The organism is Pseudomonas mandelii, assembly GCF_006438925.1.
In the GTDB taxonomy this organism is placed as follows: Bacteria; Pseudomonadota; Gammaproteobacteria; order Pseudomonadales; family Pseudomonadaceae; genus Aquipseudomonas; species Aquipseudomonas mandelii_C.
In genome coordinates, this window is record NZ_RCZA01000010.1 from 178,240 (window position 1) to 193,367 (window position 15,128).

16 protein-coding genes are annotated in these 15,128 nt (G+C 61.1%); 4 read left to right on the top strand and 12 right to left on the bottom strand.

All coding sequences use genetic code 11. The annotated features are described in order from the left end of the window. The first annotated feature begins 183 nt into the window (after positions 1-183). A complete protein-coding gene (locus tag EAH74_RS23185; RefSeq protein ID WP_140681317.1) occupies positions 184-1,128 on the top strand; it encodes an aldo/keto reductase in 945 nt (314 codons plus the stop codon). Between the two features lie 18 nt (positions 1,129-1,146). On the opposite strand, the gene EAH74_RS23190 is transcribed toward EAH74_RS23185, so the two are convergent. Beyond that, positions 1,147-1,827, bottom strand: a complete 681-nt coding sequence (locus EAH74_RS23190) for a glutathione S-transferase family protein (protein ID WP_140681319.1) — start codon at positions 1,825-1,827, stop codon at positions 1,147-1,149. Between the two features lie 148 nt (positions 1,828-1,975). Here EAH74_RS23190 and EAH74_RS23195 point away from each other — a divergent pair, with 148 nt between their 5' ends. Next, positions 1,976-2,347, top strand: a complete 372-nt coding sequence (locus EAH74_RS23195; protein ID WP_193560147.1) for a nuclear transport factor 2 family protein — start codon at positions 1,976-1,978, stop codon at positions 2,345-2,347. A gap of 45 nt (positions 2,348-2,392) precedes the next feature. Here the strand turns inward: EAH74_RS23195 and EAH74_RS23200 are convergent, their stop codons facing one another. Further along, positions 2,393-3,784 carry an aldehyde dehydrogenase family protein gene (locus tag EAH74_RS23200; RefSeq protein ID WP_140681321.1) on the bottom strand — a complete coding sequence of 464 codons (1,392 nt, stop codon included), beginning with the start codon at positions 3,782-3,784 and terminating at the stop codon, positions 2,393-2,395. A gap of 100 nt (positions 3,785-3,884) precedes the next feature. On the opposite strand from EAH74_RS23200, the gene ptrR reads away from it, so the two are divergent. Then, complete coding sequence (ptrR, locus tag EAH74_RS23205) at positions 3,885-4,769, top strand: putrescine utilization regulator PtrR (RefSeq protein ID WP_140681323.1); 885 nt, start codon at positions 3,885-3,887, stop codon at positions 4,767-4,769. Between the two features lie 35 nt (positions 4,770-4,804). On the opposite strand, the gene EAH74_RS23210 is transcribed toward ptrR, so the two are convergent. From EAH74_RS23210 to EAH74_RS23225, 4 genes are all read right to left on the bottom strand, one after another. Further along, on the bottom strand, positions 4,805-5,266 hold the full coding sequence (locus EAH74_RS23210) for a MarR family winged helix-turn-helix transcriptional regulator (protein WP_140681325.1): 462 nt from the start codon (positions 5,264-5,266) through the stop codon (positions 4,805-4,807). Between the two features lie 134 nt (positions 5,267-5,400). Next, a complete protein-coding gene (locus EAH74_RS23215) occupies positions 5,401-5,841 on the bottom strand; it encodes an Ohr family peroxiredoxin (RefSeq protein ID WP_140681327.1) in 441 nt (146 codons plus the stop codon). Positions 5,842-5,950: 109 nt separating this feature from the next. After that, positions 5,951-6,403, bottom strand: coding sequence for an Ohr family peroxiredoxin (locus tag EAH74_RS23220; RefSeq protein WP_056745302.1), 453 nt, complete (start codon positions 6,401-6,403; stop codon positions 5,951-5,953). Positions 6,404-6,479: 76 nt separating this feature from the next. After that, positions 6,480-6,920 (bottom strand): Ohr family peroxiredoxin, encoded by a 441-nt coding sequence (locus EAH74_RS23225; RefSeq protein ID WP_046055493.1) that lies wholly within the window; start codon positions 6,918-6,920, stop codon positions 6,480-6,482. A 236-nt stretch (positions 6,921-7,156) separates the two neighbouring features. On the opposite strand from EAH74_RS23225, the gene EAH74_RS23230 reads away from it, so the two are divergent. Then, a complete protein-coding gene (locus tag EAH74_RS23230; protein WP_140681329.1) occupies positions 7,157-8,164 on the top strand; it encodes an Ldh family oxidoreductase in 1,008 nt (335 codons plus the stop codon). A gap of 130 nt (positions 8,165-8,294) precedes the next feature. Here EAH74_RS23230 and EAH74_RS23240 read toward each other — a convergent pair whose 3' ends face one another. The 6 genes from EAH74_RS23240 to EAH74_RS23265 form a co-directional block, all read right to left on the bottom strand. Continuing rightward, entirely contained in the window at positions 8,295-9,875 is a 1,581-nt protein-coding gene (locus EAH74_RS23240; protein ID WP_140681331.1) for an aldehyde dehydrogenase (NADP(+)), read from the bottom strand. Positions 9,876-10,079: 204 nt separating this feature from the next. Beyond that, a complete protein-coding gene (gene abaF / locus EAH74_RS23245) occupies positions 10,080-11,477 on the bottom strand; it encodes a fosfomycin efflux MFS transporter AbaF (RefSeq protein WP_140681333.1) in 1,398 nt (465 codons plus the stop codon). Between the two features lie 70 nt (positions 11,478-11,547). Next, positions 11,548-12,465 carry a dihydrodipicolinate synthase family protein gene (locus tag EAH74_RS23250; RefSeq protein ID WP_008157198.1) on the bottom strand — a complete coding sequence of 306 codons (918 nt, stop codon included), beginning with the start codon at positions 12,463-12,465 and terminating at the stop codon, positions 11,548-11,550. Between the two features lie 137 nt (positions 12,466-12,602). Continuing rightward, positions 12,603-13,631, bottom strand: a complete 1,029-nt coding sequence (locus EAH74_RS23255) for a trans-3-hydroxy-L-proline dehydratase (protein ID WP_140681335.1) — start codon at positions 13,629-13,631, stop codon at positions 12,603-12,605. Positions 13,632-13,757: 126 nt separating this feature from the next. Then, positions 13,758-14,480 (bottom strand): amino acid ABC transporter ATP-binding protein, encoded by a 723-nt coding sequence (locus tag EAH74_RS23260; protein WP_140681337.1) that lies wholly within the window; start codon positions 14,478-14,480, stop codon positions 13,758-13,760. Beyond that, positions 14,473-15,123: an amino acid ABC transporter permease gene (locus tag EAH74_RS23265; RefSeq protein WP_008157201.1), complete on the bottom strand. Its 651-nt coding sequence runs from the start codon at positions 15,121-15,123 to the stop codon at positions 14,473-14,475. The genes EAH74_RS23260 and EAH74_RS23265 overlap by 8 nt, the downstream gene beginning before the upstream one ends. Positions 15,124-15,128 lie beyond the last annotated feature (5 nt).

The window sequence follows — 15,128 nt, forward strand, 5'->3', positions numbered from 1 at the left end:
TGGCCGGAAGACGGCTATCGTTTGATCGCTGTCAGAGTGTAGTAGACCGATAGCGCGACGCGGGTTTCGGTCTGGTGGCGCTGGTGATCGTGCCGTTTGCCGGGCTGTGGGGCGGGTTGTGCCTGTGGCTGGCCAGGCAGCAGGCGCAAAGGGCTGACAGCAAAAATGTGGAAGGGTAATTCCATGAGCCACACTGATGGGTACACGCGTCGAAAAATACTCACGCTGGCTGCCGGTGCTTCGGCGGTTTTCACCTTCGATCCAGCTTTTGCAGCATCCACGCCGTCGACCGAAACAGGAGGCAATAACATGCTGACCCGGGCCATTCCATCCAGCGCCGAACTCTTACCGATCGTTGGGCTGGGCACGTATCGCGGCTTTGATGTCGAGCCTTCAAGTGCCGCCTACAAGCAACTGCCGGCTGTGCTGCGCGCGTTGTTCGAGAAGGGCGGGAAGGTGATCGACAGTTCGCCCATGTACGGTCGCGCCGAACAGACGACCGGTGAGCTGTTGTCGATTCATGAGCCGCGCTCGCCGGCCTTTCTGGCCACCAAGGTGTGGACCCGTGGCCGTGAAGAAGGCATCGCGCAGATGGAACAGTCCTTCAAACTGTTGCAGACCGACCGGATCGACCTGATGCAGATTCACAACCTGCTGGACTGGAAAACCCATCTGCCGACCTTGCGCAAATGGAAGGAAGAAGGGCGCATTCGTTACATCGGCATCACCCATTACACGGCGACGGCGTATGACGAGGTGGAAGCGGTGCTCAAGGCCGAGCCATTGGACTTTTTGCAGATCAACTATGCCTTGGACGATCGTGGCGTCGAGAAGCGCATCCTGCCGCTGTGTCGCGAGCGGGGCGTGGCGGTGATCTGCAATCGGCCATTCGGCGGCGGTGATTTGCTCGCCCGCTTGAAGGACAAACCGTTACCGCGCTGGGCTGCGGATGTGAGGGTCAATAGCTGGGCGCAACTGGCGCTGAAGTTCCTGCTGACGCATTCAGCGGTGACTTGCGTGATCCCCGGCACCGGCAACCCGCGTTACATGGCGGAAAATGCCGGTGCCGGTTTCGGTCCGATGCTGACGGGGGCGCAACGCGAGCAGTTGATTGACGTGGTGGGGTAGGCGAATGTTCGAGGCCTGTCAGGTGTTGTCCGGCGGCTGGCGAAATCGCTCCGGGATGGCCTCCGCAAACGGATAAAACGAAAACCAGGGCCTGGCTTCGTCGATGACCCGCTGGACGGACGGTCTGTTCATCAGCCTGTCGAAATACGCTTTCAAGTGACCGTAGTCGTCGGGAAACGGCTCGAGCGTGCTGGTATAGAACAGGGCCGGGGCCGCGGCGCAATCGGCCAGGCTGAACTCTTCACTGGCCAGCCAGATTCTCGACGCCATCTGGTGGTCGAGCATGCCGTACGCCGTCTGCAGTGTGGAACGTTCTCTGGTCAAATCGCCGTGAGCGCCGCGCAGGCGATCCAGGACAATTTGTTGTAGGGGCGTCTGGAGATAGTGGTCGCAGACCCGGTCCCACAGACGGACTTCCAGCGCGGTGTCCCAATCGTTGGGAACGAGCGGATGTTCGCCTGGATACAATCGGTCCAGGTATTCGATGATGATCGTGGTCTCTGCCACGTTGCGCTGGCGAGCGTGGTCGCGGATGACCGGGAATTTGCCGAGCGGCCACAGCGCTTGCAGCTCTGCTCTGTCTGCATCGTTGGTGAGATCGATGATCCGTTTTTCGAATTCGACAGCGTTTTCATAGAGCGCGATGAGCACTTTATGGCAGAACGACGACAGCGGATGGTAGTAAAGAGTCAGCGACATCTCTCAGCTCCTCGAAAGGCAAGTGATCCCCATCATCATAGTCGCCCGTCCGGGACTGTTAAGCGCGCGGTGCTAGACTTTCAGGGTGGGATGGATGATCGAACAACCTGATCTGGCGGTGCGAGGACGGGAACGCTGGAGGTATGACATGACGACGCAACTGCTGGCTAAAGAACACATCAACGTGGTGGTCCGCAATTATGTAGAAGGCATGGTGTTCGCTGATGAAGCCTTGCTGCGCCAGGCCTTTCATCCTTCTTGCCGCATCATTGGCCGCTTTGAGGAAAAGCTTGAATGGTCATCCCTGGAGGAATTTATCAGCACGATCAAGGCTGAGGGCCCAGCAGCCAAAGAGGTCAAACCGTTTTGGGAAGTGCTCAGCCTCGATGTAACAGGTGATGCCGCCGCGGTAAAAGTCACTGATGATTATCTCGGTATGCGATTTACCGATTATCTGTCGCTACTGAACATCAATTACCGCTGGATGATTGTGAACAAGCTGTATTACCTGAACGAATAGCGCGTGAGCCCGGGAGCCAAAAAGCTCCCGGGCATCGTTATGCAATCAGCGCCGATCCAGCCACACCGTCTGGGCATTGCAGAACTCACGCACACCGAAATGCGAGAGCTCACGGCCAAACCCGCTTTTCTTCACGCCGCCGAAGGTGACACGAGGGTCGGAGGCGCAATAGCCATTGATAAACACACCACCGGTTTCCAGTTCACCGGCCATCTGCTCGGCAAGCTCGACGTTGCGTGTGTAAATGGTTGAGGCGAGGCCAAACTCACTGTCATTCGCCAGTGCCAGTGCATGCGCCGCATCGCGCGCCGTGATGATCGAGGCCACCGGGCCAAACAGTTCCTGTTTGAACGAGGTCATCTGGTCGGTGACATCACCGAAGACCGTGGGCTCGTAAAAGTTACCCGGGCCTTCAGCCTTTTTGCCGCCCATCAGCAACGTCGCACCTTCTTCCAGGGTGTCGCGCACCTGTTGATCCAGTTCATCACGCAGATCAAAGCGGGCCATGGGACCGATGTAGGTGTCGGAGGCCAGTGGATCGCCGACCACCAGTTTTTGCGTGGCTTCGACGAACTTGCGCGTGAATTCCTCGACGATGCCTTGCTCGACGATCAAGCGTTTGGCCGCCGCGCAAACTTGCCCGGTGTTCTGATAACGGCCAATCACGGCGGCTTTGACCGCTTCGTCGAGGTCGGCATCGTTGAGCACGATGAACGGATCGGAGCCGCCCAGTTCCAGCACGCATTTCTTCAACGCCGCCCCGGCTTGAGCGCCGATGGCCATGCCGGCTCGCACGCTGCCGGTGAGGGTCACCGCAGCGATGCGCGGGTCGGCGATCGCGGTGGAAACGCCGTCCGGCGTGACGTTGATGACTTCGAAGACACCTTCAGGGAAGTCGGCTTGCTTGAAGGCCTCGCGCAACAGAAAAGCGCTGCCCATCACGTTGGGCGCATGTTTGAGCACGTAGGTGTTGCCGGCGATCAACGCTGGAACGGCGCCGCGCAGGACCTGCCAGATCGGGAAGTTCCACGGCATCACGGCGAGAATCGGACCGAGCGGGCGATATTCAATGCGCGCTTTTCCACCTTCAACCAGCGTCGGTTCAGCGCTCAACATCGCCGGGCCGTGTTCGGCGTACCACTCGCACAGTTGCGCGCACTTTTCGATTTCGCCGCGTGCCTGAGTGATCGGCTTGCCCATTTCCAGGGTGATCATGTTCGCCATCGCGGCGGCGTTGTCGCGCAATGCCTGCGCCAGGGCGATCAACAACTGCGAGCGTTGATCAACCGGTTTGCTGCGCCAGGCGCGGAACCCGGCAGCGGCGCGGGACAGGGCGGCGTCCAGTGCCGATGCGGATTCGAAAGGGTAGTGGCCGATCTGCTCGCCGTTGGCGGGGTTGATCGAAATGGCATGGGTGAGGCTGGAAACTTGGGTCATGGCACCGTCCTGCGAGGTGGGGATGCGCTCAGGTTACGGTGGCGTTTGTTTTCTGGAAACTGAATAATACTGAGCATATCGTTCACGTTTGGAGAATGAATTGGATCTGGTTCAGCTGGAGATTTTCAAAGCCGTCGCCGAGCACGGCAGCATCAGCGCGGCGGCTCAGCACATCCATCGGGTGCCGTCGAACCTGACGACGCGGATCAAGCAGCTGGAACTGGATCTGGGCGTGGACCTGTTTATCCGCGAGAAGAGCCGCCTGCGCCTGTCACCGGCCGGCTGGAGTTTTCTGGACTATGCCCGGCGCATTCTCGACCTGGTCCAGGAGGCTCGTGCGACGGTGGCGGGCGAAGAACCTCAGGGTTCGTTTCCGCTGGGGTCACTGGAGAGCACCGCTGCGGTGCGTATCCCTGAGCTGCTGGCCGCGTATAACCAGAAGCACGCCAAGGTCGAGTTGGATCTGTCCACCGGACCTTCGGGGACCATGATCGACGGGGTGTTGTCGGGACTATTGGCGGCAGCGTTTGTCGATGGACCGGTGCTGCACCCGGCACTGGAAGGCGTGCCGGCGTTTGAGGAAGAGATGGTGGTGATCGCACCGCTCAACCATTCCCCCATTCATCGTGCGCGGGATGTTAACGGTGAAAATATCTATGCCTTCCGTTCCAATTGTTCCTACCGACACCACTTCGAAAGCTGGTTTGCCAAGGACGCGGCGGTGCCCGGCAAGATTTTCGAAATGGAGTCCTATCACGGCATGCTGGCGTGCGTCAGCGCTGGTGCAGGCCTGGCGCTGATGCCCCGCAGCATGCTCAACAGCATGCCCGGATGCACCACGGTGAGCGTCTGGCCGTTATCGGAATCGTTCCGCTATTTGCGCACCTGGCTGGTGTGGCGCCGGGGCACGGTGTCGCAAAGTCTGACCATGTTTGTGCGCTTGCTTGAGGAGCGCGGGGTGGTGCGGGATGAGGCGGTGCGCTAGTTCGCTCGCGAGAATGCCCAGATCGGTGTGCCGGCTCATTCCCCGGCTTTCGTCGACTTGATCAGATTGCCGCGCAACTTCACGATCGCCTTCTGCAGGATCGTGAACTCGTCGAGCGTCAGCCCCGTCGCGTCGGCGAGGCCCATTTCCGGTTGGCTTTCGCGCAGCTGTCGACCGTTCTTCGTCAGGCTGATCCGTACCTGGCGCTCGTCCTCGGGATCGCGCTGCCTTTGCAAAAAGCCCATCGCTTCCAGCTTCTTCAGGATCGGGGTCAGCGTGTTCGATTCGAGAAACAGCTTCTCGCCCAGGCTGCCGACGGTCTGATTGTCTTCCTCCCACAGCGCGACGATGGTGATGTATTGCGTATAGGTCAGCCCAAGCTGCTCGAGTATCGGCTTGTACGCCTTGCCGAAGGCCAGGTTGGTGGAATAGACCGCAAAACACAGGAATTCGGAGAGCTTCAGGTTGTCGGGGGCGGCGTTGTCGGTGGGTTTCATGGGCTTCCTCGTTGGCCAAAGACGGATGGCTCGCAAAAAAGTGAAATATACCTCGTATGCGATTGTGTCGGAACGACTGTAACTGACGGTGGCGACCGGTTCGACGGCGAAAGTCGAACCGGTCGTACGGCGCATCATGCGGTCAGGGCGTTGATGACCACGTTGATATTGCCGCGCGTTGCCTTCGAGTACGGGCAGATTTGGTCTGCGGCGTGCGCCAGCTCCGTCGCGACGTCTTGCGTCAAGCCTGGCACGCGAAGAGTCAGCCGGGCCTGGAGGAAGTAGGCCGGACCGGTCTGGCCCAGATCGACTTCAATATCAATGGCCAGATTGGACGGCAGCGTGACCTTCATATTTTTCGCTGCCAGCTCGACGGCAGCGGTGTAGCAGGCCGACCATGCGCCGGCGAAAAACTGCTCTGCCGTTGGGTGCGGCACAATGGCTGCGAACTCGTGTGCCAGCCTAGGGTTTCCAGGCGACGAGAGCTGGATGGCGAGGCCGCGGGAAGAGTTGTCACCGTCGCTGAACGTCGTGTGGGTTTTGCCTGTGGCCAGGACTTTTTCGATCTTGTTCATGGTTGAGTTCTCAACGTTTTGCTGGGTTTGTGATTCGTATGCGCTTAAAGCGCATGCGATATATATGGCGTATCGACCGTGCCGATCGATAGCAACGCCGCGCGGTGCGTCAAGCCGTGAGGACGTTCAGGGCCACGTCAATGTTACCCCGCGTCGCTTTCGAGTACGGGCAGATTTGATCGGCGGTGTGCGCCAGTGTCGTCGCGATATCGTGCGACAAACCCGGCACGCGCAGCGTCAATCGAGCCTGAAGGAAGTAGGCCGGACCGGTCTGACCCAGATCGACTTCGATGTCGACGGACAGATCCGATGGCAGCACCACGTTCATCTCACCGGCCACCAGCCCGACGGCGGCGGTGTAGCAGGCCGACCAGGCGCCGGCGAACAATTGCTCGGCAGTCGGGTGCGGCTGGGTGGCGGCGAACACGTGGGCTGGCTTGGCATTTCCAGGCGTCGACAGGGTGATGTCGAGGCTGCCGTCATGGCCGCGTGAGGTAGTGCCAGCGTTGCTGACGGTGGTGTGGGTTTTGCCGGTGGCCAGTACTTTTTCGATCTTGCTCATGATGATTTCCTAAGTTTCTATCGTTTTCGTATGCGCTTATATCGTATGCGACATATTTAATGGATTAAAACGATCTTCACGCCGTCAGGACGTTCACCGCCACATCGATGTTGCCCAGTGTCGCTTTCGAGTACGGGCAGAGTTCGTGTGCGGCGTGCGCCAGTGCGGTGGCGACGTCGTGTGCCACTCCCGGCAAGCGGACAAAGAATCGAGCCTGAAGGAAATAAGCCTGACCGGTCTGGCCCAGATCGACCTCGATGTCGACAGATGCATCTGCCGGCAGCACCACTTTTTTCGCCTTGGCTATGTGTTCGATGGCGGAGATGTAGCAGGCCGACCATGCACCGGCGAACAGTTGCTCGGCGGTCGGGTGCGCTTGGGTGGCTGCGAACACGTGGGCCGGTTTTGCGTCACCTGGCGACGACAGCTCGATGTCGAGGTTGCCGTGGGCACGGGTCGCATCGCTGAACGTGGTGTGGGTTTTGCCGGTAAACAGTACTTTTTCGATCTTGCTCATGGGATGAATCCTCAACGTTTCAATTGGTGGTGTTTATGTGTCGTATACGTTTGTATCGTACGCGATGGAAATAATAGTCGCCCAGAGCTCAATCGGTGTCAAGGGGTGGTGCGCGGTCCAGCCGACGAATGGTTTGTTGGCGGGATATGCCGAATTCGTCGTCGACCGGGCCTAAAGCGATCAAGCCGTGGCTTCGGGAATGGGCCAGTCTGGGCGGTCTGTCCAAGGAGTTGATGATGAAACGACTGTCCCTGGCCGAAGCTCGCGAGCTGGCCGAATCGATCTTGCTGCACAACGGTTTCAACCTTGCCCACGCTCAGGCGGTGGCCTCCACGGTGATTGCCGGCGAGCGCGATGGCTGCGCCTCCCACGGTTTGTATCGGGTATTGGGGTGCGTGAATTCGCTCAGGGCCGGCAAGGTGGTGGCCGATGCCGAACCACGGGTGATCGACCAGGCACCTTCGATCGTGCGGGTTGATGCGGCGGGTGGTTTCTCCCAGTTGGCGTTTCAGGCGGGTCTGCCATTACTGGAGGAGAAAACCCGGGCAAACGGGATTGCGGCGCTGGCGATCAATCGCTGTGTGCATTTTTCCGCCCTGTGGGTCGAGATCGAGCAGCTGACCGCTGCCGGCCTGGTGGCGCTGGCGTGTAATCCCAGCCATGCCTGGGTCGCGCCAGCGGGAGGCAGTCAACCGGTGTTCGGCACCAATCCCATCGCATTCGGTTGGCCGCGTTCGGGCAAGGATCCGTTTGTGTTCGACTTCGCCACCAGTGCGATTGCCCGTGGCGAGATCGAGTTGCACCGGCGTGCCGGCAAAGCGATTCCCGAAGGCTGGGGCGTCGATGCAGACGGGCAGCCGAGTACTGATGCGAACGTGGTACTCGATGCCGGCGCGATGCTGACGTTCGGCGGGCACAAGGGCTCGGCGCTGGCTGCCATGGTGGAGTTGATCGCCGGGCCGTTGATTGGTGACCTGACCAGCGCCGAGTCGCTGGCTTATGACGCGGGCAGCAAGTCGTCGCCGTACCACGGCGAGCTGATCATCGCCCTCGATCCGCGACGCTTTCTCGGCGAGGCCACCGAGCAGCATCTGGCTCGTGCCGAAGTGATGTTCCAAAGCATACAAGGGCAGGGCGCACGCTTGCCGTCGCAACGGCGTTACGAGGCGCGCGCACGCAGTTTGGTGGAGGGCGTGCAGATTCCTGAAGCCTTGTACAACGACTTGAAGGCACTGCTGGGCTGAAGAAACGGGGGGCGCCCAACCCTGTGGGAGCGAGCCTGCTCGCGATAGCGGTCTGACATTCAGCACATGTGTTGAATGTTAATCCCTCATCGCGAGCAAGCTCGCTCCCACAGTAGGTCGCTGGTGTTTTTTAAACCCGGTCGCGATGGCTGTTGCCGTCGACCAGACGGGCGATGCCCAGCGGATTGGCGTTTTGCAGTGCCTCGGGCAAGAGCGCATCCGGGCAGTTCTGGTAGCACACCGGGCGCAGGAAACGCTCGATGGCCAGGCTGCCGACCGAGGTGCCACGGGCATCGGAGGTGGCCGGGTAGGGGCCGCCATGCACCATCGCATCGCAGACTTCGACGCCGGTCGGGTAGCCGTTGAACAGTACGCGTCCGACCTTCTGTTCAAGCAGCGGCAGCAGTTCGCTATGAGTTCGCAGGTCACCGGCTTCGGCAATCAGGGTGGCCGTCAGTTGACCGTGCAAACTCTGCAACGCCCGTTGCAGTTCGGCCTTGTCGGCCACTTCCACCAACACGGTAGTCGGGCCGAAGACTTCTTCCTGCAACAGCGGGTCGCCGTTGAGCAGCAGGCTGACGTCGGCCTTGAACAGCTGCGGTTGGGCCTGCTGGCCCTGTTGTTCGCGACCGGCCAGGTGGCTGATGTGCGGATGCGCGTGCAGCGCCTGCACGCCCTTGGCGTAGCTGGTTAACGTGCCGGCGTTGAGCATGGTTTGCCCCGGCTGGTCGGCCATTACCGCACTGAGCGATTGAATAAATGCGCTGAATTCAGGGGAGCGAATGCCTATCACCAATCCGGGGTTGGTGCAGAACTGGCCGCAGCCGAGCACCACTGACGCGGCGAGTTCACTGGCGATTTTCTCGCCGCGCCGTTGCAGGGCTTCGGGCAATACCAGCACCGGATTGATGCTGCTCATTTCGGCAAACACCGGAATCGGCTGAGGCCGCGCGGCGGCCATGTCGCAGAGGGCGCGACCGCCCTTGAGCGAACCGGTAAAGCCCACCGCCTGGATTGCCGGATGCTTGACCAACGCTTCGCCGACACCCGCGCCGTAGATCATGTTGAACACACCGTTGGGCATGCCGGTTTGCTCGGCTGCGCGGATGATCGCATCGGCCACGAGCTCGGCCGTCGCCATATGCCCGCTGTGGGCCTTGAACACCACCGGGCAACCGGCAGCCAGGGCGGCAGCGGTGTCGCCACCGGCGGTGGAGAATGCCAACGGGAAATTGCTCGCACCGACCACCGCGACCGGGCCAACGCCGATCCGGTACTGACGCAGATCCACACGTGGCAGCGGCTGACGGTCGGGCAAGGCCCGGTCGATGCGCGCGCCATAGAAATCGCCACGGCGCAGGACCTGAGCGAACAGGCGCATTTGGCCGCTGGTACGGCCGCGCTCACCCTGAATGCGCCCGGTCGGCAGCGCCGTCTCGCGGGTGACCAGGGCAACGAACTCATCGCCCAGCGCCTCCAGTTGCGCGGCGATGGCCTCGAGAAATTCCGCGCGCCGGCTCGACGGCAAGTTGCGGAAGGCTGGGTAGGCGGCAGCCGCTGCCTGGGCGGCGGCGTCGACTTCCTCGATGGTGGCTTGCATGAACGAGTAGGGCAGTGCTTCACCGGTGCTGGCGTCATGGCTTTGCACGGTGATGTTGCCGGCGGCACTGCGCGCACCGCCGATGTAGTTGTGGCCGATGATGTGGGGCATGAATAACTCCTGTCGAAATGTGAGGCCAAATACGTTGCCAGGTGCGGCGTATGACCTGTAGCAGCTGCCGAAGGCTGCGTTCGACGGCGAAGCCGTCGTAAAACCATGCAACGCGGTGTCACAGTCACACCGTGTCGCCAGTATTGACGACCGCTACGCGCCCGAACGCAGCCTGCGGCAGCTGCTACAGGTTGCGTATTGAGGTCAAGCCAGAGAATCACCCCGACGTGCGCTGGCGGGTTCGGCGTTGTCCAGAGCAGCGATCCGAGCTGCGGATTCGCTATCCACCAGGTGCAGCGACTTACCACGGGTTTCCCGCGTCAGGCCGACGGCGACAATAGAGATCAGCGCGGCGCCGACCAGGTACCAGGCGATCGGTGTCGAGCTGTGGTACTTGTTGAGCAGGGTGAGGGCAATCAGCGGCGCCAATGAGCCGGCGAAAATCGGTGCCACCTGGTAGCACAGGGACAACGCGGTGTAGCGCACGTGGGTCGGGAACATTTCAGCCATCAGCGCCGAGTAGGGCGCGTAGGTCATCGACTCGATCGCCAGGCCCAGGGTGATGGCCCCGATGATCAGCCAGTTATTGCCGGTGTCCATCATCGGGAAGCCGATGAAACCCCAGAATGCGGTGAGGATCGCACCCGTCAGGTACACCGGTTTGCGCCCGACCAGGTCGGACAGATACCCCATCAGCGGGATCATGAAGAAATGCAGCAAGTGCGCGCCGAACATCAGAAACAGAATCTCTGAGGTGTCCTTGTGCACGACCAGTTTCAGGTAGGTAATCGAGAAGGTCACGACGGTGTAGTAAAGGATGTTCTCGGCAAACCGCGCGCCGATGCCGACCAGCACCGCACGCCAGTGATGACGCAGCACTTCCACCACGCCCAATTGCTGTTGCTTGTTTTGCGCCTGACGGGCCTGGGCTTCCTTGAAGATCGGCGCGTCATCGACGCTGGTGCGAATCCAGTAGCCGATCAGCACCACCACCGCCGAGAACCAGAACGCGACACGCCAGCCCCACGCGAGGAATTGCGCCTCCGACAGGTTCGACGACAACAGCAGCAATGCGACGGTCGCCACCAGGTTACCGGCCGGGACACCGGCTTGCGGCCAACTGGCCCAGAAGCCTCGGCGATTGTCCGGGCAGTGTTCGGACACCAGCAGAATCGCACCGCCCCATTCCCCGCCGAAGGCGAAACCCTGGATCAGCCGCAGCAGCACCAGTAACACGGGCGCGGCGTAGCCGATCTGGTCGAAACCGGGCAGGCAACCCATCAGGAACGTGGTGATGCCAACCACCACCAGGCTCAATTGCAGCAGGCGTTTGCGGCCGAACTTGTCACCGTAGTGACCGAACACCAGGCCACCCAACGGACGGGCAAGAAAGCCGACGGCATACAGGGCGAAGGCGGCGAGGATGCCATCGATCGGGCTGTCGGTCTGGCGAAAAAACAGCTGGCCGAAGACCAGTGCCGAGGCGGTGCCGTAGAGAAAGAATTCATACCATTCGGCGACGGTGCCGGCCATGGCCGCGGCCACGACACGTTTGAGTCCCGAGGGTGTGCTTGCGCGGGCGGTGCTGTGAGGATTGGGCATGCTGACGTTTCCTGTAGAGGCGCAAAGACAGGCAGCCGGGCCGGGTCCCAAGGACCCGCCCGGCAATCACTCAGAGACCGACGTCCGGCAGTTCCGGACGGTTGGCCAGGGCCTTGGCCATGATCTGCTCGACGAAAACCCGATCGGCTTCCGGCAGGGCCAGGCGTGGCGGACGGGTCAGGGCGCTGCCGCGACCGGCGATGGCTTCGCACAGCTTGATGCACTGCACCAGGTCGGCACGGGCGTCGAGGTGCAGGATCGGCATCAGCCATTCGTAGATTGGCATGGCTTCGGCGAAGCGACCGGCCTTGGCCAGGCGAAAGATGGTTTCACCTTCTTTCGGGAACACGTTGGACATGCCCGAGACCCAGCCTTCGGCCCCCACTGCGATGCTTTCCAGCACCACGTCATCGAGGCCGGCGAACAGCACAAAACGGTCGCCCACTTCATTGCGCACGTCGATGAAACGACGGGTGTCGCCGGAGGAATCCTTGAAGCACACCACGTTGTCGCAGTCGGCCAGGGAAATCAGGATGTCCGGGGTGACGTCGTTTTTGTAGATCGGCGGGTTGTTGTAAACCATCAGCGGTACGTCGGCATTTTTCGCCACGTAGCGGTAGTGCTCGGCGGTCTCGAATGGCTTGGAACCGTAGACCAGCGCCGGCATCAGCATGACCCCGTCAACGCCGACCCGGCGCACGGCATTGGCGACCTTGGCCGCTTGAATGCTGGTGAATTCGGCCACACCGCAGATCACCGGCACGCGGCCGCGGGAAGCGTCGACCGCGACTTCGGTCACGGCGATTTTTTCTTCGGCGGTCAGCGAGGTGTTTTCCCCCACCGAACCGCACACCACCAGGCCCGACACGCCGTCACGGATCACGTTGGAAATCACTTGGTGGGTTTTTTCCAGGTTGATGGAGAAGTCGTCGTTGAATTGAGTGGTCACCGCGGGGAAGACGCCACTCCAGTTAATGCGCTTGCTCATTGTTGCCTCCGGTTCGTTAATTGTATTTCGTATACGATATTTCAAGTAAGAAGACTCGGCCAGTGCTTTTTTCAGTTCTGAGGGGGTTTTTGCTAGCCGTTGGTCAGAGATTTGGGTGAGGTTTTGTAAGGCTGTGCTCAGGCCCCAGGCCAGGTGTCGGACAGTCGATAGCCTTGTGGCCACGGATCGCTCGGATCGAGCAGCAACTGATGGGTGCCGGTGATCCAGGCTCGGCCGGAAATGCACGGGTAGATCGCCGGGCGTCCCGCCACTTCCGTCAGCGAATCGATGCGGCAGTGAAACTCGGAACCGATGATCGAACGGCCGATAAAACGCTCGCCGACCTGCATCAAGCCCTTGGCCTGCAGCACCGCCATACGCGCCGAGCAGCCGGTGCCGGTCGGCGAACGGTCGATCTTGCCGGGTTGAATCACCACCGCGTTGGCGCCGGTGGCGATGCCATTTTCATAGACGAGGGGAGCCGCGATCTGGCAGAAGGAAATGTGCGACCACTCAGGGTTCAGTGGATGGACGAAGCCCAGTTGTTCATTGGCCGCGCGGGTGATTTTCAGCCCGGCCTCGACCAGTTCGGCCGCCTCATCAGGACGAATGGAAAAGCCCAGGCGCTTGGCATCGGCAATCACAAAACTGTCGCCGCCGTACGCGGTGTCGACCTGCAATGAGCCGACGCCTTCAACTTCGATCCAGGCGTCGAGGCGGTCAGCGAAGGAGGGCACATTCTTGATTTCCACCCGTTCGACCTTGCCGTCACGGCAGTCGGCCACCGCTTCGATCAGCCCGCCCGGGGCTTCGAGCACCAGCCGGGTTTGCGGTTCGGCCATTGGCAGGATGCCGCTGTCGAGCAACACGGTGGCCACGCACAGCGAGTTGGAGCCGGACATCGGCGGTGTGTCGGCGGGTTCCATGATGATCCAGGCCATCTGCGCCCGCGGATCCTTGGCCGGCACCAGCAGGTTGACGTGACGAAACACGCCACCGCGCGGCTCGTTGAGGACGAAGTTGCGCAAGGTCTGATCCTTGGCAATCCAGCGCGACTGTTCCCACACGGTGGCCCCGGGCGGTGGCGCGACGCCGCCGACGATCACGTCGCCGACTTCGCCTTCGGCGTGGCAGCTGACTACATGGATGACTTTCGATGAGCGCATGGTTTGCTCCTTGTTTTGTCTATTAGGGCCTCATCGCGAGCAGGCTCGCTCCCACATTTGACCGAGTTCTTCCAGAAGAAATGCGATCGAATGTGGGAGCGAGCCTGCTCGCGAAGGGGTCATCCGTTACTTCACTGATTTCAAAAAGGCTGCGGTTTCCGCGTGCACCGGGTTGCCGATGACCTGGTCGGGCGAGCCGATCTCGTGCACCAGGCCATTGCGAAAGAACGCCACGCGGTCGGACACATCGCGGGCGAAGCGGATTTCGTGGGTCACCAGGACCATGGTCATGCCGTCTTCGGCGAGCATGCGCATGGTGTCCAGCACCTCGCCCACCAGCTGCGGATCGAGGGCCGAAGTGGCTTCGTCGAACAGCATGTAGTCCGGCGACATGGCCAGGGCGCGGGCGATGGCCATGCGCTGTTGCTGGCCGCCGGAGAGCTTGCCGGGAAAGGCCTTGAGCTTGTCGCCCAAACCGACGTGGGTCAGTTGCTTGACCGCCAGTTCCTCGGCGTCGGCCTTGCTCTTGCCCAGCACTTTGCGGGGCGCCAGCATCACGTTTTCCAGCACGGTCAGGTGCGGGAACGCGTTCCATTGCTGGAAGACGATGCCGATCTTCTGCCGCAGACGGTTGAGGTCGGTGGCGCTGTGATGGACCTCGACGCCGTCGACGCGGATGTTGCCTTTCTGGATCGGCTCCAGACCGTTGATGCACATCAGCAGGGTCGATTTGCCCGAGCCGGAGCCGCCGATGATCGACACCACCTCGCCCTTGTTCACCGTCAGGTTGACGCCCTTGACCACTTCGAGGTTGCCGAAGGATTTGTGTACGTTGTCGATCTCAATCATTTTCTTGCCACCTTCTTTCCAGACGAGCGCCGAGGCGAGCGACCACCAGGCTCATGACGTAGTAGATGAGGCCCGCGATGCACAGCACCAGCAGCGGTTCCTGAATGCGGGTCACGATGGTTTGCGAGGCGCGCAGCAGTTCGACGATGCCGATCCACATCACCAGCGCGGTGTCTTTCATCACGCTGAGCACCAGGTTCAGCCAGCCGGGAAAGGCCACTCGCGTGGCCATCGGCAGGACGATCCAACGCAGGTCCTGCAGGAAACTCAGGCCCAGTGAACGGCTGGCCCGGCGCACGGTGAACGGCACTGACAGCACGCCGCTGCGCACGATCTCGGTGAAGTACGCGGCGGCGTAGACCCCGAGCACAATGCAGCCGACGCTGAAGGCGCTGATGTTCAAGCCGACGATGCTTTTCAGCGAGTTAAACAACACAAACTGGATCAGCAACGGCACGCTGCGAAACACGTCCAGCACCCACGCCAGTGGCAGGCTGGCGCGCGGCAACAGTGCCCGCAGCAAGCCGAACAGCAGCCCGGCGAAGGAGCCGAGGATGATCGACCAGAACGTGAGTTTCAGAGTGACCCAGGCGCCATCAAGCAAGAACAACAGGTCATTCCAGGAAAAACTGGTGGTCAACATGCTCA